This is a genomic window from Caulobacter sp. DWR2-3-1b2, assembly GCF_049896345.1.
GTDB lineage: Bacteria > Pseudomonadota > Alphaproteobacteria > Caulobacterales > Caulobacteraceae > Caulobacter.
Window position 1 is genome coordinate 239,978 of sequence record NZ_JAFCUC010000004.1, and the last position, 15,840, is coordinate 255,817.

18 protein-coding genes are annotated in these 15,840 nt (G+C 66.9%); 14 read left to right on the forward strand and 4 right to left on the reverse strand.

Going from position 1 to position 15,840, the window contains the following annotated elements:
- Nucleotides 1–122 precede the first annotated feature (122 nt).
- From pheS to ACP694_RS13055, 8 genes are all read left to right on the forward strand, one after another.
- Nucleotides 123–1,211: a phenylalanine--tRNA ligase subunit alpha gene (gene pheS, locus ACP694_RS13020; RefSeq protein WP_426012985.1), complete on the forward strand. Its 1,089-nt coding sequence runs from the start codon at nt 123–125 to the stop codon at nt 1,209–1,211.
- Nucleotides 1,211–1,588, forward strand: a complete 378-nt coding sequence (locus ACP694_RS13025; protein ID WP_426012986.1) for a hypothetical protein — start codon at nt 1,211–1,213, stop codon at nt 1,586–1,588. Before pheS ends, ACP694_RS13025 begins: the two co-directional genes overlap by 1 nt.
- Nucleotides 1,589–1,592: 4 nt before the next feature.
- Nucleotides 1,593–4,067, forward strand: a complete 2,475-nt coding sequence (gene pheT / locus ACP694_RS13030; protein WP_426012987.1) for a phenylalanine--tRNA ligase subunit beta — start codon at nt 1,593–1,595, stop codon at nt 4,065–4,067.
- 176 nt (nt 4,068–4,243) lie between these two features.
- Entirely contained in the window at nt 4,244–4,369 is a 126-nt protein-coding gene (locus tag ACP694_RS13035) for a hypothetical protein (protein ID WP_426012988.1), read from the forward strand.
- A gap of 112 nt (nt 4,370–4,481) precedes the next feature.
- Nucleotides 4,482–4,778 (forward strand): hypothetical protein, encoded by a 297-nt coding sequence (locus ACP694_RS13040; protein WP_426012989.1) that lies wholly within the window; start codon nt 4,482–4,484, stop codon nt 4,776–4,778.
- Nucleotides 4,763–5,029 carry a hypothetical protein gene (locus ACP694_RS13045; RefSeq protein WP_426012992.1) on the forward strand — a complete coding sequence of 89 codons (267 nt, stop codon included), beginning with the start codon at nt 4,763–4,765 and terminating at the stop codon, nt 5,027–5,029. The genes ACP694_RS13040 and ACP694_RS13045 overlap by 16 nt, the downstream gene beginning before the upstream one ends.
- 62 nt (nt 5,030–5,091) lie before the next feature.
- On the forward strand, nt 5,092–5,685 hold the full coding sequence (msrA, locus tag ACP694_RS13050) for a peptide-methionine (S)-S-oxide reductase MsrA (RefSeq protein ID WP_426013267.1): 594 nt from the start codon (nt 5,092–5,094) through the stop codon (nt 5,683–5,685).
- 98 nt (nt 5,686–5,783) lie between these two features.
- Nucleotides 5,784–6,557, forward strand: a complete 774-nt coding sequence (locus ACP694_RS13055; RefSeq protein ID WP_426012993.1) for a transglutaminase-like domain-containing protein — start codon at nt 5,784–5,786, stop codon at nt 6,555–6,557.
- Nucleotides 6,558–6,670: 113 nt separating this feature from the next.
- Here the strand turns inward: ACP694_RS13055 and ACP694_RS13060 are convergent, their stop codons facing one another.
- Nucleotides 6,671–7,276, reverse strand: a complete 606-nt coding sequence (locus ACP694_RS13060) for a DUF1134 domain-containing protein (RefSeq protein ID WP_426012996.1) — start codon at nt 7,274–7,276, stop codon at nt 6,671–6,673.
- Between the two features lie 274 nt (nt 7,277–7,550).
- Between ACP694_RS13060 and lepA the strand changes: the two genes are divergently transcribed.
- A complete protein-coding gene (gene lepA, locus ACP694_RS13065) occupies nt 7,551–9,359 on the forward strand; it encodes a translation elongation factor 4 (protein ID WP_426012998.1) in 1,809 nt (602 codons plus the stop codon).
- Nucleotides 9,360–9,374: 15 nt separating this feature from the next.
- On the opposite strand, the gene ACP694_RS13070 is transcribed toward lepA, so the two are convergent.
- Nucleotides 9,375–9,521 carry a DUF86 domain-containing protein gene (locus ACP694_RS13070; RefSeq protein ID WP_426013000.1) on the reverse strand — a complete coding sequence of 49 codons (147 nt, stop codon included), beginning with the start codon at nt 9,519–9,521 and terminating at the stop codon, nt 9,375–9,377.
- 157 nt (nt 9,522–9,678) lie between these two features.
- On the reverse strand, nt 9,679–9,975 hold the full coding sequence (locus tag ACP694_RS13075; RefSeq protein ID WP_426013002.1) for a nucleotidyltransferase family protein: 297 nt from the start codon (nt 9,973–9,975) through the stop codon (nt 9,679–9,681).
- A gap of 64 nt (nt 9,976–10,039) precedes the next feature.
- Here ACP694_RS13075 and ACP694_RS13080 point away from each other — a divergent pair, with 64 nt between their 5' ends.
- A complete protein-coding gene (locus ACP694_RS13080) occupies nt 10,040–10,663 on the forward strand; it encodes a glutathione S-transferase family protein (RefSeq protein WP_426013004.1) in 624 nt (207 codons plus the stop codon).
- 100 nt (nt 10,664–10,763) lie between these two features.
- On the opposite strand, the gene ACP694_RS13085 is transcribed toward ACP694_RS13080, so the two are convergent.
- Nucleotides 10,764–11,636 (reverse strand): DUF3883 domain-containing protein, encoded by an 873-nt coding sequence (locus ACP694_RS13085; protein ID WP_426013006.1) that lies wholly within the window; start codon nt 11,634–11,636, stop codon nt 10,764–10,766.
- 34 nt (nt 11,637–11,670) lie between these two features.
- Here ACP694_RS13085 and ACP694_RS13090 point away from each other — a divergent pair, with 34 nt between their 5' ends.
- The 4 genes from ACP694_RS13090 (at nt 11,671) to ACP694_RS13105 (ending at nt 15,635) form a co-directional block, all read left to right on the forward strand.
- On the forward strand, nt 11,671–11,853 hold the full coding sequence (locus ACP694_RS13090) for a hypothetical protein (RefSeq protein ID WP_426013008.1): 183 nt from the start codon (nt 11,671–11,673) through the stop codon (nt 11,851–11,853).
- Nucleotides 11,854–12,011: 158 nt separating this feature from the next.
- Nucleotides 12,012–12,584, forward strand: a complete 573-nt coding sequence (locus tag ACP694_RS13095; protein ID WP_426013010.1) for a hypothetical protein — start codon at nt 12,012–12,014, stop codon at nt 12,582–12,584.
- Between the two features lie 583 nt (nt 12,585–13,167).
- A complete protein-coding gene (locus ACP694_RS13100; protein ID WP_426013012.1) occupies nt 13,168–15,273 on the forward strand; it encodes an acylase in 2,106 nt (701 codons plus the stop codon).
- 227 nt (nt 15,274–15,500) lie between these two features.
- Nucleotides 15,501–15,635: an entericidin A/B family lipoprotein gene (locus ACP694_RS13105; protein ID WP_426013013.1), complete on the forward strand. Its 135-nt coding sequence runs from the start codon at nt 15,501–15,503 to the stop codon at nt 15,633–15,635.
- Nucleotides 15,636–15,840: the final 205 nt, after the last annotated feature.

Below are 15,840 nucleotides of genomic sequence, written 5' to 3' on the forward strand. Positions count from 1 at the left end.
GCTTTTTGCCGTCTGGGCCTCGGCGGAACGCTCTTCCCCTGCCCCTCCCCCCCCAGGAGGAGGGAAATGACGTCAGTCGCTAGTTCCAACAGCCCCCGAAACCGCCTAGACGGAACCCCGTCATGACCGATCTCACACCTCTCGAAGCCGACGTGCTGGCGCAAGTCGCCGCCGCTGGCGACCTCGCCGCCCTGGACGCCGTGCGCGTGTCCGCCCTGGGCAAGACCGGCTCGATCTCGGGCCTGCTCAAGACCCTGGGGGCCATGAGCCCCGACGAGCGCAAGGAACGCGGCGCGGCGATCAACGTGCTGCGCGACCGCGTGCAGACGGCGCTGAGCGACAGGAAGGCCGCGCTGGAAACCGCCGCCCTCGACGCGCGCCTGGCCAGCGAGACCCTGGACCTCACCCTGCCCGCCCCCTATCGCCGCAAGGGCGGCGTTCACCCCACCATGCAGACCCTGGACGAGATGATCGCCATCTTCGCCGAGATGGGCTTCGCCGTGGCCGAAGGTCCCGATATCGAGGATGACTTCCACAACTTCACGGCCCTGAACTTCCCGCCCAAGCATCCGGCGCGGGAAATGCACGACACCTTCTTCTTCAACGAGAAGGAAGACGGCGAGAAGCTGTTGCTGCGCACCCACACCAGCCCCGTACAGGTGCGGACCATGGTGTCGCAGACACCGCCGATCCGCATCATCGCGCCCGGCCGCACCTATCGGGTCGACAACGACGCCACCCATACCCCGGTCTTCCACCAGGTCGAGGGCCTGGTGATCGACAAGGGCATCCACATGGGGCACCTGAAGTGGACCCTGGAGACCTTCCTGGCCCGGTTCTTCGAGACGGGCGCCGTGACCACCCAGTTTCGCCCTCACCACTTCCCGTTCACCGAGCCCTCGGCCGAGATGGATGTGCAGTGCGACCGCCCAAAACCCGGGGAGAGGGGCGGCGAGATCAAGATCGGCCAGGGCACGAGCTGGCTCGAGATCCTGGGCTGCGGCATGGTCCATCCCAACGTGTTGCGGGCCTGTGGGATCGATCCCGACGAGTACCAGGGCTTCGCCTTCGGCATGGGCGTCGACCGGCTGGCCATGCTGAAATACGGCATGCCCGACCTGCGCGACATGTGGTCGTCCGACGGCCGCTGGCTGGCCCACTACGGCTTCAGCGCCTTCGCCGCGCCGAACGCGGCTAGCGGGCTTAGCTGATGCGCGCGCTCGGCGTCGCCAGCCTGGCTCTGACGGTCCTCGCCGCCTCGCCCGCCCTTGCCGCGACGCCGGTCGCGTTGTGGAAGGTCGGCGACGACGGCCTGACCAATCGCAACTTCGACGCCCTGGAAAAGGCGTTTGGCGCCGCGAAGGACTTTAGCCTGGCGCAGTCCGGCGAAGGCCTTGTGAAGGTGGAGATCACCAACCACCTCGCCTGGCGCCAAGATGGCGGCACGCTCCATGCCACCGCGCCCTATTCGATTTCCCGCGCTGGCGCCGCGCCGCTCGTCGGCGAGGCGACCTGCACCGAAGCCACCCTGCCTGTCTGCGCCGACGAGATCCTGAGCGCGACCCGCACGTACCTGAAGAACCGGTAGACCCATGAAATTCACCCTCTCCTGGCTCAAGGATCACCTCGACACCGAGGCGTCCGCCACCACCGTCGTCGCCGCCATGACCATGGCCGGCCTCGAGGTCGAGCACGTCACCGATCCGGCGACCAAGCTGGCGGCCTTCACGGTCGCCAAGATCGTGGAAGCGGTCCAGCACCCCAACGCCGACCGCCTGCGCGTCTGCCAGGTCGACACCGTTGACGGCCGCAAGGAGATCGTCTGCGGCGCGCCCAACGCCCGGGCTGGCCTGACCACCATCTATGCCCCGATCGGCGCCTATGTGCCGGGCCTGGGCGTCACCCTGGTCGAGAAGCCGGTGCGCGGCGTCGTCTCGAACGGCATGCTGTGCTCGGGCTCCGAGCTGGAGGCCGACGACGGCGCCGAGGGCATACTGGAACTGTCCGATGATCTCGCCGTCGGCACGCCCGCGAGCCAGGCGCTCGGCCTGGAAGCCGTCATCGACTTCGAGGTCACCCCCAACCGCCCCGACTGGCTGGGCGTGGCCGGCATCGCCCGCGACCTCGCGGCGGCTGGCGTGGGCACGCTGAAGGACCTGTCGATCGCCCCCGTGCCGGGGACCTTCCCCTGCCCGATCAGCATCAAGGTCGATGGCGACGCCTGCCCGGTTTTCAGCGGCCGGCTGATCAGGGGGATCCGCAACGGTCCAAGTCCTGGGTGGCTGGCCGACCGGCTGAAGGCCATCGGCCTGCGCCCGATCAACACCCTGGTCGATATCACCAACCTGATCACCTATGACCGCGCCCGGCCGCTGCACGTCTATGACGCCAAGCTGCTGGTCGGCAACGTCATCGAGGCGCGCCTGGGACGCGGCAAGGCGCAGGTCACCCCCGGCGACCAGCCCTCGCCGGCCGAGCACCAGGACGAGCAGTTGATCGCCCTGGACGGCAAGACCTATGACATCACGCCCGAGATGAGCGTCATCGCCGACGCCGCCGGCAATCGCCCGATCGGTTTGGGCGGCGTCATGGGCGGGATGAGCACCGGCTGTTCGGACGCCACCACCGAGGTCTTCGTGGAAAGCGCCTGGTTCGAGCCGATCCGTATCGCGCAGACCGGCCGCGCCACCGGCATCAACAGCGACGCCCAGTACCGCTTCGCCCGCACGGTCGACACCGGCTCGGTCGTGCCTGGCCTGGAGCTGGCGACCCGGATGATCCTCGAGCTGTGCGGCGGCGAGGCCTCGGAGGTCGTGGTGGCCGGTCAAGCGCCCGAAGCGCCAGGCCCGATTCTCTTCGACCCGGCCTATGTCGAGCAGCTGTCGGGCCTGGCCATCACGCCTGAGCGCAGCCTGAAGATTCTGACTGACCTGGGCTTCGCCATCGCCCCCCCCAGCGACGTCTCGACCACCGCATTCGCCATGAACGCCGAGAGCCTGGTCTGCGTCACCCCGCCGACCTTCCGCCGCGACGTGGACGGCAAGGCCGACCTGGTGGAAGAAGTGGCCCGCATCGCCGGCTATGGCGAATTGCCCTCCACGCCCCTGCCCGAGGTTCCCCGCGCCGTCGGCGGCGTGCTGACCGCCCAGCAGGCCCGCGTCCGCGTGGCCCGCCGCGCCCTGGCCGCCGCCGGCTATGCCGAGGCCCTGACCTTCAGCTTCACCAGCCGCAAGACGGCGGCGCTGTTCGGCGGCGGCGCGGCGCAGCTGGTGCTGGCCAATCCGATCGCCGCCGACCTGGATTGCATGCGCCCCTCCTTGCTGCCCAACCTGATCGAGGCGGCCGGCCGCACCGCCCGCAAGGGCTTTTCGGACATCGCCCTGTTCGAGATCGGCCCGGTGTTCCTCGGCGATCGCCCGCAGGACCAGAAGACCCCCATCGCCGCCATTCTGGTTCCCCGCGCCCCGCGCGGCTGGGCCAAGACGCCGGCCGAGGACCTGTTCTCGGTCAAGGCCGATCTGATGGCCCTGCTGGAGGAGATCGGCGCGCCGGTCGCGTCCTTGCAGACCGCACAGGGCTTGGCCTCGTCCTGGTGGCATCCGGGCCGCTCGGCGCGCCTGCAACTGGGCCCCAAGGCGGTGCTGGCCGAGTTTGGCGAACTTCACCCGGCGGTGCTGAAGGCCCTGGATGTGGCCGGCCCGGTCTATGGTTTCGAGATTACCTTGGAGGCCGTCCCCGAGCCCAAGAAGAGAGCCCTCAAGGCGCGCGCCGCCTTCAGCCCCTCGGCGCTGATGCCCCTGACCCGCGACTTCGCCTTCGTGACCGACAAGGCCAAGGCGGCGGGCGACCTGGTGAGGGCTGCGGCCGGCGCCGACAAGGCGCTGATCACGGCGGTGCGCGTGTTCGACGTCTATCAGGGCCCCGGCGTGCCGGAGGGTTTCAAGTCGGTGGCGCTCGAGGTGGTGGTGCAGCCGCGAGACAAGACCCTGACGGAGGCTGAGATCGAGGCGCTGTCGGGCAAGATCGTGGCGGCGGTGGAGAAGGTGGGCGGGACGTTGAGGTCGTAGGACATAGGTCCTCCCCCACAGGGGGAGGACTTACAAGTTGGCGCCGTCGCATATTTCTTGCGCAGTCTGGACCAAACGCCGCGCCGCAACGGCCGCCCCTTGCGCAGCGCCCAACCCCGCGCTACCTGTAAAGCCGCACACGGAGTCCGTTCGCCAAGATGCACGCGCAGCTGGCCATGACCGTTCTGATCGCGACCGGCCTCACCGCCGGGCTCGCGATCTCGCGTACGCGCGCCATTATGATGCAGGCCAAGATTAAAACCGTTCGGATTCGGACGGGGCAGCACAGGCGCGCGGACTAGACCCGCAACACCGCCGAAGATCGCAAGATCCGCAAAGCCCCGCTTCCGAAAGGAGCGGGGTTTTTGCTGTGCGCTCGTCGGTCCTCCTCTCAAATCCAAGGACCTTGAACCCATGAGCTACCTGCCTTCCCCACCCGCCTTCAACTCCGACCACCAAGGCGTCACCATCCACCAGCTGCTGCTAGCCGCCCAGGATGCGAACTCCGCCCTGGACGCGGTCCGCCAGGGCCTGGCCGACAGCGGCGCCGAGCTGTGCGGTCTGTCGATGAAGCCGGTCGGCCAGATCGTCGAAGGCTCCTTACGGGTGCGCCATCTCAGCGACCAGGCCGCCCGCCTGCTGGCCCGCGACCTGGCCGCCTGGCCCGGCGTCACCTCGGCCAGCGTCGAACATCAGTGGGTGCGGCCGTGAGTCAACCGGAAGAAGACAAACGCCGTCTGTTCTTGGTGATCGCCGACGACACGCCCGACGCCCTGATGCGGGTGTTGGGCGTGGCCAATGTGCAGCAAACCCGCCTGCGCTCCCTGACCGCCCAGCCGGACGGCGCGGGCCTTTCCATCCGCATGGAGATCGACGACCAGGGCGACGACCGCGCCCAGGTCCTGGCCGCGCGCCTGGCCGCCGCGCCTTCGGTGCGCAGCGTCGGGTTCGGCTGGCGATAGGGATGTAACCTTTCGGCGGTCTCGTCCGTATCTATCGGTACGCACCCTGGAGCCACCCGATGATCCGCCGCCTGCTCGTCCTGCTCACCGTCCTGCTGATGCCGAGCGCCGCCCTCGCCGCCGCGCCCAAGCCCGCGACCCAGACCCAGACCGCCGTGTTCGCCGGCGGCTGCTTCTGGTGCATGGAGAACGACATGCGCGGCATTCCCGGCGTGCTGAAGGTGGAGTCCGGCTATACCGGCGGCCACGTCGCCAAGCCCACCTACGAAGACGTCACAAGCGAACGTAGCGGGCATTACGAGTCGGTGCGCGTCACCTATGACCCCGTCAAGCTCGACTACGGTTTCCTGCTCTACAAGTATTGGAAACTGGTCGACCCCACCGATGACGGCGGCCAGTTCTGCGACCGCGGCCCGTCCTACAAGCCCGCCGTCTTCGTCACCCCCGCCCAGCGCCCGATCGCCGAAAAATCCCGCGCCGAGGCCGCCGTGCGCTTGAAGTCCGGCGGGATGAAGGCCCAGATCCTCGACGCCAAGACCTTCTGGCCAGCCGAGGCCTATCACCGCGACTACGCCAAGAACCACGCGGTCCAATATCACCTGTATCGCACCGGCTGCGGCCGTGATCTGCGCTTGAAGCAGGTGTGGGGCGGCTAGCTGGACTCTTCGACCCACAGCGCGTCTAAGCCCGGACGCCCGTCTGAACCTTCACCCGGGCAAGCCGTTGGCATGGTTCACCCCGGGAGAGTTTGACGATGCGCGTAAAGATCGAGGCGCAGCTGGACTACGAGTTCCCGGAACGCTCTGAATCGCTGCTGCAGATCGAGGCCGCCGTCGCCGCCGATCAGCGCGTGATCGGCGAGACCCTGACCTTTGACCCGCCCTTGGTCGTCACCCGCCGCGACGACCCGACGACGGGCGAGCGTCGTGTGGCCTTCACCCACCAGGGCCATCTGTCCATGGTCTACACCGCCGAGGTCGAGATCGATCCGCGCGAGATGGAACTGACAGGTTCGGACCAGCACCCCATCGCCGAACTGCCGGTAGACACCCTGCCCTTCCTGCGCGGCAGCCGCTATTGCCCGTCCGACACCTTCGAGACCATCGCCCGCCAGAAGTTTGGCAGCTTGCGCGGCGGCGAACGGGTCAGCGCGATCATGGATTGGATCGCCGCCCACCTGGAATACATCCCCTGCAGTGACTCCCGGACCACGGCGCTGGAAACCTATGTCCAGCGCGCCGGCGTCTGCCGCGACTACGCCCACCTGGCCGTCACCCTGTGCCGAGCCAGCGATATTCCGGCCCGAGTCGCCAGCGTCTATGCCCTGGGCCTGCACCCGCCCGACTTCCACGCCGTGGCCGAGGTGTTCGTCGGCGACCGCTGGCGGCTGCTGGATCCCACGGGCTTGGCGCCGATCGACGGCCTGGTCCGCATCGCCTACGGCCGCGACGCGGCGGACGTCGCGTTCCTGACGATCTTCGGCCGGGCCAATATGGTGGCGCAGAGCGTGACGGTGACACTGGCCTGAAGCCGCTAAAATGTTCGACTGGACGCCTCGACCCTGGGCGCCGAAGGGGAAACTAGCCATGAACTGGCGGCGCCGCTTTCAGCCCCTGTGGGCAGGGGGAGGACCTGAAAACTCTAGAACGGGATGAGATTCCGCTGCCGGCTGTAGGCCAGATAACCCACATTGGCCCCCAGGCGCAGGCCGAGGCCAGCGCGGATCGGGGCCAGGGTGATGGTGTCGGCGCGCTGGTAGTTCACGCCGAGGCCGCCGATCAGATAGGCCGTGCCCTCGACGCCCGGGAAGCGGCGGAAGATGGCGTCCGGATATTGCAGATTATAGCACAGGGTGAAGGCTCGGCTGACGTTGCCGCCCCAGTCCCAGCCCACCGAGGGGCCCTGCCAGAACACTTCCTGGGTCGGCCGGCCCTTCATGTAGAGCAGACCCCGGCCGTAGCGCAGGCCCAGGCCGATGGCGCCCGAGCCCTCCTCGCCGGCGATGTAGCCGGTGGGCTGGCCATTGTCGCGGAACACCCGCTCGACCGCTGCGCCGACCGTCTCGGCGGCCACGCCCAGGAAGTCCGAACCGTTGCGGATGATCTCGTCGGCCGAATAGGTGGCGGCCGCGCCGGTGTCATAGGCCGGAGCCTTGGCGTTGTACGGGTCACGCGGCTGGGACGTGCTGGCGCAGCCCCCGAGGCCGGCGGTGGCCATACCGGAAAGGATCAGCTTGCGGCGGTCCATGGGGGTGCTCTCGTGATGTCCGACAGGCTTCAGAGTGCCAAGCCTTCATGTCCGGTTTGCGGCCGGGAGCTTAAGGCACGGTTAACCATGCCACCGTTCCCCCCCCCATGGGGGGAGGTGTCGGCGCAGCCGACGGAGGGGGGAGTGATCGGCCGACAGGCAGCCCCACGATGGCGCCCCGCCCCCCGCTCCCCCTCCGGCGCTACGGGCCACCTCCCCCACAGGGGGAGGAACTACGCTCGCGAACGCCCGCAAATATGCTAGACGCACGCCCATGACTTCGACGCCTCTGAACCTGATCCGCAACTTCTCCATCGTGGCCCACATCGACCACGGCAAGAGCACCCTGTCCGACCGCCTGATCCAGGAGACCGGCGGCCTCACGGCGCGTGAAATGACCGCCCAGGTCCTCGACAACATGGACATCGAGAAGGAGCGCGGGATCACCATCAAGGCCCAGACCGTGCGCCTGGAGTACAAGGCTGACGATGGCCAGACCTACATCCTCAATTTGATGGACACCCCCGGCCACGTCGACTTCGCCTATGAGGTCTCACGTTCACTGGCCGCCTGCGAAGGCTCGATTCTGGTCGTGGACGCCTCGCAGGGCGTGGAGGCCCAGACCCTGGCCAATGTCTATTCGGCCATCGACAACAATCACGAGATCGTCCCGGTCCTCAACAAGATCGACCTGCCGGCCGCCGAGCCCGAGCGGGTGCGCGCCCAGATCGAGGACCTGATCGGCCTGGACGCCAGCGACGCGGTGCTGGCCAGCGCCAAGTCAGGCGTCGGCATCCATGACGTGCTCGAAGCCATCGTCACCCGCCTGCCGCCGCCCAAGGGCGACGAGAACGCGCCGCTGAAGGCCCTGTTGGTCGACGCCTGGTACGACGCCTATCTGGGCGTCGTGGTGCTGGTCCGGGTGATCGACGGCCGCCTGCGCGCCGGCCAGAAGATCAAGATGATGCAGCACGGCTCCACCCACCTGATCGACCGGGTCGGGGTCTTCAAGCCCAAAAATACCCCCGTCGAGAGCCTCGGCCCCGGGGAGATCGGCTTCATCACCGCCCAAATTAAAGAAGTGGCCGACGCCGCCGTCGGCGACACCATCACCGACGAGAAGAAGCCCACCGACAAGGCCCTGCCCGGCTTCAAGGACGTGCAACCGGTGGTGTTCTGCGGCCTGTTCCCGGTCGACGCCGCTGACTTCGAGGCCCTGCGCGCCGCCGTTGGCCGCCTGCGCCTCAATGACGGCAGTTTCACCTACGAGATGGAAAGCAGCGCCGCCCTGGGCTTTGGTTTCCGCTGCGGGTTCCTGGGTCTGCTGCACCTGGAAATCATCCAGGAGCGCCTCTCGCGCGAGTTCGACCTCGACCTGATCGCGACCGCCCCGTCGGTGGTCTACAAGATCCAGATGCGCGACGGCACGGAGATCGAGCTCCACAACCCCGCCGACATGCCCGACCCCATGCACATCGAGAGCATTCTCGAACCGTGGATCAAGGCGACGATCTTCACCCCGGACGAATATCTCGGCGGCGTCATCAAGCTGTGCCAGGACCGTCGCGGCGTGCAGCGCGAGCTGAGCTATGTCGGTAACCGCGCCATGCTGGTCTATGAGCTGCCGCTCAACGAGGTGGTGTTCGACTTCTATGACCGCCTGAAATCGATCTCCAAGGGCTATGCCTCGTTCGACTATCAGGTCGAGGATTACAAGCCCGGCGACCTGGTCAAAATGTCGATCCTGGTCAATGCCGAGCCGGTCGACGCCCTGTCGATGCTGGTCCACCGCGACCGCGCCGAGAGCCGGGGCCGGGGCATGTGCGAGAAGATGAAGGAGCTCATCCCGCAGCACATGTTCGTCATCCCCATCCAGGCGGCGATCGGCGGCAAGATCATCGCCCGCGAAACCGTCCGCGCCCTGCGTAAGGACGTCACCGCCAAGTGCTACGGCGGCGACGCCTCGCGCAAACGCAAGCTGCTCGACAAGCAAAAAGCCGGCAAGAAGCGCATGCGCCAGTTCGGCAAGGTCGAAATCCCGCAGGAAGCGTTCATCGCGGCGTTGAAGATGGACGGGGATTGATCCAGGCCAAGCTGGCTACCCCTGACCGTTTAACGCGCCCTCCGCGGCAGCGATCAGCTGTGGAAGGCGGTAGGTGACGGTGGCCCAGACTAAGGCCGGCGATACGTCGTCATAGTCATGCCGGTAGACATTGCCCGAGCCCATGATCTCCCGCCATGGCAAGTCGGCGAAGCGTTAGCGCTCGGTCACATCAAGGCAGCGGGTCGCCGCGTAGAAGCTTTTGGTATCATGGGCCAAGGCGGCTTCGTCGAGACCGATGGTGAAAGCGAGCGCCAGACGCGCGTTTTCCAGAATATCGGTCCAGGCCTGAACGTCTCGTTCAGAAGGCATAGATCGCATCGCGCTCGGCGGATGGGCGCACATGCGCCTTCAAGCTCTCGCGTTTGACCACATCAACGGGCTCGACAAACAGGTCGGCCAAAAAATGCTGGATTCCGACATAGTCGTGCAGATCGATCTTCGCTGCTGGGTCCAATTCGACCAGGATGTCCAGATCACTGTCCGGTCGCGCCTCACCTCGAGCGGTCGATCCGAATAGAGCCGCTCGGGAAACGCCCATGGCGCGCAAAGCCGCCTCGGCGGTGCGCAGAACGGCGATAACGGCGTCGCGGGTCATCAAAGCCAGCATAGGTGAAGTGCGTTTGAATGGCGATTCACGCGGCTTCATCGTTGGAGAACACATGCTGAAAATCCTCGGCCGCACCTCGTCCCTCAATGTCCGCAAGGTGCTGTGGACCTGCGACGAGCTTGGCTTGGCCTATGAGCGCGAGGACTGGGGCAAGGGGTTCGCTTCGACCCAGAACCCGGAATTCCTGGCGCTGAACCTCAACGGCCTGGTGCCGGTGCTTATCGACGAGCAGGGCGCGCTCTACGAGAGCAACACCATCTGCCGGTATCTCGCCGCCCGCTATGGCGGCGGCCACCTGCTGCCCGCCGTGGTTCGGCCGCGCGCCGTGGTCGAGCAGTGGATGGACTGGCAGGCCACCGAGCTCAACCCGACCTGGGGCTACGCCTTCCTGGCCCTGGGCCGTCCTACGCCGGGCTATGGCGACGCGGCGCAGATCGCCGCCAGCGTCCAAGCCTGGAATGGGGCCATGACCATCCTCGAACAACAACTGCGGATCACCGGCGCCCATGTCGCCGGACACGATTTCAGCGTGGCCGACGTGGTGATGGGCGTGTCAGTGCACCGTTGGGTGGCGACGCCGATGGACCGCGCGGAACTGCCGGCGGTCGAAGCCTATTACGCGCGGCTGAAGCAGCGTCCGGCGTTCGGGCCTTGGGCGCGGAACGACGTGCCCTAAGGCATTTTTCGAGCGAAGTGGTTCCGGTTCGCGTGAAGAAAAATGCTTCAAAACAAAATATCAGAGCTCACGGCCTGACGCAGTCAGGTCGGGAAATGCTCTAGACGGCGCCGCGCGCGCCGCGCACACGAAACACCCTGGCCTCCCGCGCCACGTCGTACAGCCGGTAGACCTGGAACGCTTCGGGCTGCTCGCGGCTCAACGCTTCCTCGCCCTGGTTCAGCCTAAAGGGCGTCGCCGCGCCTCCCGTGGTGGTTTTGACGGCGATGCGGCGCGGGGCGCCGGTGCGGCTGAAGCTGACGAGGTCGCAGCCCTCATCGTCCGGGGGCAGGGCCAGGCGGACCTGGTCGGCGAGGTCGGGCCGACCGCGCGCGGTTAGGCGGGTCTGCTCATAGGCCAAGGCGGCTGCGACGCCGATGCGGCTCAGGATGCGGGCGTCGCCGTCGCGGTCGGCGGGGTCGAAGCGGGCGATGAGGGCGCGCGTCCGCTCGCTGGGACGGACCGGCACGGCCTGGGCCGGCGCGCCTTCGGCCAGAACGGGCGCGGCGGCGCGACCCAACAGGGCCGGCGGCTGGGCCAGGTCCTTCAGGGCGGCGGGCTTGGCGGTCAGATGTCGGTCTATCGCATCGACCAGGACGTCGCCGAAGTCCCAGCGCGGCGGATGGTCCTTGAGGGTCGGCAGACCGACGAGCGTCAGGATCGCCGAGATCTCGCCCTGCAGGAAGGTGATCGCCCCGCCCGAGCGGTTGGTCACGAAGCGCAGAGCCCGCTGGTGGGTGGCCGGATCAAGGGCGCGGCCGGTCATCACCTTGTCGAGCATGACAAAATAGTCGCCGACCACCAGGTCGTGCTCGGCCTCGTTCCAGGTCTTTCCGTTAATCGCCACGTCGCCCACGCCGCCCACGTCGCCCACGCCGCCCACGCCGCCCACGCCGCGACGATGCCTCAGGCCGAGAGTCGGCGCCAGCGACATCGCGGTCGGTCGCGGCTCATGCTAGAAAGCGATCATGACCGACCAGCCTGAAGATTCCCCCGAAGTTCCCGGCGAGACCCCGATCCAGCGCGCCCTGCGCCTGAAGAAGGCCGCCCTGGCCGCCAAGCCGAAACCGCCGCGCGGCGGGAAGTTCCAGCGCGAGCAGGCGGCGGCGGCTAATTCGAGCAACAAGAGCAAGCCCTGGCTGACGCGCTAGCGCGTGTTTGGCTACACAGATGCTTCGCTCCAGTTCCCCTTCGCCGGGGAGACGGAATATTTGGCTGCCGATTCAATCTGAACTAAAGGCGCGCTAGCGCCTCGCCAGACGCTTCCTCGGCCTTGAGAAGGCCGCGCTTTAGCGGCACGATACAATATATGCGCGCCTTGACCCTCGCCCTGACCCTGTGCCTCGCCTCCGGCCCCGCCTTGGCGCAATCCGCCGTGTCCCCACCCAAGCCTTCAACGCCCCGGCCGCGCGAGGAGCCGACCTCGGTGTCGCCGGTGTTGGTGATGCCGCCGACGGCCAAGCCAAGGGTCGTGGGCACCTGGCCCGCCGCAGGCCAGGCGATCGCGCCCGGCGTGTTGGTGTTGAAGGTGGTGTTTGACCAGCCGATGACCCCGCGCGACTTCGCCTATGCTCCCTCGGCCAGCGGCGATGCGCTGGAGTGCCTGAAGACCCCGCGCCTGCTGAACGACACCAAGACCTTCGTCCTGCTGTGCCGAACCTTGCCAGGCAAGACCTATGCGGTGTCGCTGAACAAGGATCCAGCCTCGCCCACCGCCTTCGCCAACCTTGCCGAGAACCGGGCCGTCGAGAGCGAGCTCTCGTTCTCGACCCTGGCCGGTGAGCCCATCACCAAGCTGCGTGAGGCGGTCAAGACCGCCGGCCTCGGCGATCTCGACATGCCTGTCGAGGAAGCGCCGCGTCAGGCTAATGCCGCGCCGTGATCGTCTGAGGCGGTTTGCAAGCGGTGGAGAGCCGGCCGGATTTATGCGTCGGGACACCCCGACCGGCTCTCAGCCTGCGATCTGGTCATACCCCCTCGGAATTGGGCGGACCGACATGCCGGGGGGAATCGGGGGAGGCCACCCGGCATCTGCAAGCCCGCTCAGGTTGCAACAGCGCGCGCCGTTCATCCATAGGGTAAAACCCTGATCGCGGTCGCCGAATTTCCCGATGGACGTGGGCGAAAAGCCTGCCGGTTAACGATGTTGGGATGCCGCAGCACGACGGTGTGATCGCCGGACGACATGCGCAGCGTCAGACGAACGGGCAACCCTACCGTCGTCGGGGACTTCGATGACCAGGCTTTACGAGCGCGGTTGGCGAGACACCACGATGCCGAGGCATCCATCTGGCCGAGGGCCAGATGCGCTCGCGCGACTTCGAGGTGGTCGACGGCCCTCTGCGCTCCGGCGGCTCCGGCGGCTCCGGCGGCGACGCGCTTAATGGGCTTCCCTAAGGTCCGGCTATCGCCAGCCGTGATCCGCGCCCATCATCATCGCAAAAGAACGATAGGGGTGGAACGTAATGCGTTGGATCTTTCGAGGCCTGCTGGTCATCGTCTGCCTGGCGGTCATCACCGTGCTGGGGTTGATCGGCCTGGATCGCGCCGCTCAGCCGCCCAAACCCGACATCCAGGCTCTGATCGCCAAGGCCGGCGCCTATGACGTGCGCATCCGGCGCGACGAATGGGGCGTGCCTCACATCCTGGGCAAGCGCGACGCCGACGCCGCCTTCGGCCTGGCCTACGCCCAGTCCGAGGACGATTTCGCCACCGTGCAGAGCGTGGTGCTGGCCACCCGCGGGACCCTGGCGCACCGCGACGGCGCCAAGGCCGCCGTCACCGACTATCTGGTGGGTCTGCTCGATGTGTGGCCGACCGTCGAGGCGGGTTATCCCAAGCTTCCCGCCTATCTGCGCGCCCTGCTTGAGGCCTATGCCGATGGGGTCAACCTCTATGCCGCCCAACATCCCGACGCGGTGACGCCGGGCCTGCTGCCCCTGAGCGGCAAGGACGTTCTGGCGGGCTTCGTGTTCAAGCAGCCGTTCTTCTATGGCCTGGATGGCGAGCTGAAGCGGCTGAACGCGCCGGAGGAGGCCCAGAAGGCCCCACCCAAGGGCTCGAACGGCCTGGCGGTCGCACCGTCACGCGCCGCCGACGGCTTCACCCGTCTGCTGGTCAATTCGCACCAGCCCTATACCGGCCCGGTCGCCTGGTACGAAGCCGTGGTCGAGAGCGGCGAAGGCTGGCACGTGGCTGGCGGCTTCTTCCCCGGCGCGCCATTCATGCTGCATGGCCACAACGCCACCCTGGGCTGGGCCAACACCGTCTCCAAACCCGACCTGTTCGACGCCTACCGGCTGGTGATCAACCCGCAGAACAAAAACCAGTATCGACTGGACGGCCAGTGGCGCGACTTCACGCGGCACGACGTCAAGCTGCGGATCAAGCTGTGGGGGCCGATCGTCATCCCGGTGACCAAGCACGCCCTGCGCACCGTCCAGGGTCCGGTGCTCGAGACCAAGCACGGCCTGTTCGCCCTACGCTATGCCGGCATGGGCGAGTATCGCCAGCCACTGCAATATTGGCGGCTGAACAAGGCGCGGAACCTGGCCGAGTGGCGGGCCGGCATCGCCACCCACGCCCTGCCCAGCCTGAACTACATCTATGCCGACGCCGCCGGGAACATCGGCTTCGTCCACAATGGACAATACCCCAACCGCCGGGAGGGCGTTGACTGGACAAAGATCCTGCCCGGCGATCGCTCCGATCTCGTCTGGCAAGGCTATCGCCCGGTCGAGACCATTCCCCAACTGTGGAACCCCCGGTCGGGCTATGTCTACAACTCCAACAACAGCCCATTCCTGGCCAGTGACCCGGCCGACAATCTGAGGTCCGCCGACTTCCCGGCCAGCGAAGGCTTGCAGACCAACGTGACAAACCGCGCCCTGCGCATCCAGGAGTTGGTCGGGGCAGACCATGCGATCACCGATCAAGCGTTCCGGCGCTACAAGTTCGACATCGCCTACAGCGAGCGTTCATCCGTCGTGGCCATGGTGCGGCAGGCGATCGCCGCCGATCCGGGGAACGACGCCGACCTCAAGGCCGCCCAGGCAATCCTGCGTGGCTGGGACCGGCGCACCGACGTAAACAACCGCGCCGCCGCCTTGGCCTCGCTGATGGCCCAGCCCATCCTGGTGGCGCAGATGAACGGCGATCCCGTCCCGACACCGCTGGAGAGCTTGAAGGCGGCGATCGTCACGCTGAAGCAAGGCTTCGGCCGCCTCGATCCGAAATGGGGCCAGGTCAATCGCATCCGCCACGGCAAGGTCGACCTGCCAATCGACGGCGCGGCCGACACCTATCGCGCGGTCTGGGGCATTCCGCAGAAAGACGGAACCTTCTCCGCCGACGCCGGCGACACCTTCATCATGTTCGTCAGCTGGGACAAACAGGGCGTGGTCCATTCCGACAGCATCCACCAGTTCGGGTCGGCCACCCTGGATGCCGCCTCGCCGCACTATGCCGACCAGACGCCGCTGTTCGCGACCATGCGAACCAAGCCCGTGCTGTTCACGGAGGCGCAGCTTCAAGGGCATGTAAAGGAGGACTATCGGCCGGGCCATCGGTAGCATCTAGTCGAACCGAAACCCTTGATTTGTCATCCCGGACAACCCCGGCGAATGCCGGGGTCAGATCCGGGACCGCGGGAAGCACCTGCGTTCACGCGTCGGTCCCGGATCTTCGCGCTGAGCGCTTGTCCGGGATGACAACTCGCTGGGACGGCGCGGAGGCTTGAACAGCAGCGCTTCGCGTGGCTAATCTCGGCCGCACTTCCCTCCAGTCTGGACCTCCTCCCATGCGCAAGATCCTAATCCTGGCCGTCACGGCCGCCGCCCTGATGGTTTCGGCCTGCAACACCGTCGAAGGCGTCGGCAAGGACGTGTCGGCCGCTGGCCACGCCGTCAGCGACACCGCCAAGGACGCCAAATAGCCGCAGGCCAAGCTTCGCGGAGTCCGGCAACCGGACTCCGCGAACCCCGGTGTAGTTAAGTCGCGTTTGCCCAAGGCCGCGCTTGTTGTCAGATTTTGCAAGATCGGCGGCTACTTACCCGTAACCCACAAAGCGCCAGTGGTTAATGTGGCGAAAGTCTGGCAGCTTTACTCGCTCATCTTGCGAGTGAATGCTTGGGCACACG

Coding starts and splice junctions, on each gene's coding strand:
- ACP694_RS13090 (WP_426013008.1), top strand. CDS start 11,671: ATGACCGACCAGCCTGAAGATTCCCCCGAAGTTCCCGGCGAGACCCCG.
- ACP694_RS13095 (WP_426013010.1), top strand. CDS start 12,012: ATGCGCGCCTTGACCCTCGCCCTGACCCTGTGCCTCGCCTCCGGCCCC.
- ACP694_RS13075 (WP_426013002.1), bottom strand. CDS start 9,975: ATGACCCGCGACGCCGTTATCGCCGTTCTGCGCACCGCCGAGGCGGCT.
- ACP694_RS13035 (WP_426012988.1), top strand. CDS start 4,244: ATGACCGTTCTGATCGCGACCGGCCTCACCGCCGGGCTCGCGATCTCG.
- pheT (WP_426012987.1), top strand. CDS start 1,593: ATGAAATTCACCCTCTCCTGGCTCAAGGATCACCTCGACACCGAGGCG.
- ACP694_RS13100 (WP_426013012.1), top strand. CDS start 13,168: ATGCGTTGGATCTTTCGAGGCCTGCTGGTCATCGTCTGCCTGGCGGTC.
- ACP694_RS13055 (WP_426012993.1), top strand. CDS start 5,784: ATGCGCGTAAAGATCGAGGCGCAGCTGGACTACGAGTTCCCGGAACGC.
- ACP694_RS13040 (WP_426012989.1), top strand. CDS start 4,482: ATGAGCTACCTGCCTTCCCCACCCGCCTTCAACTCCGACCACCAAGGC.
- ACP694_RS13080 (WP_426013004.1), top strand. CDS start 10,040: ATGCTGAAAATCCTCGGCCGCACCTCGTCCCTCAATGTCCGCAAGGTG.
- ACP694_RS13085 (WP_426013006.1), bottom strand. CDS start 11,636: ATGTCGCTGGCGCCGACTCTCGGCCTGAGGCATCGTCGCGGCGTGGGC.
- pheS (WP_426012985.1), top strand. CDS start 123: ATGACCGATCTCACACCTCTCGAAGCCGACGTGCTGGCGCAAGTCGCC.
- ACP694_RS13105 (WP_426013013.1), top strand. CDS start 15,501: ATGCGCAAGATCCTAATCCTGGCCGTCACGGCCGCCGCCCTGATGGTT.
- ACP694_RS13060 (WP_426012996.1), bottom strand. CDS start 7,276: ATGGACCGCCGCAAGCTGATCCTTTCCGGTATGGCCACCGCCGGCCTC.
- lepA (WP_426012998.1), top strand. CDS start 7,551: ATGACTTCGACGCCTCTGAACCTGATCCGCAACTTCTCCATCGTGGCC.
- ACP694_RS13025 (WP_426012986.1), top strand. CDS start 1,211: ATGCGCGCGCTCGGCGTCGCCAGCCTGGCTCTGACGGTCCTCGCCGCC.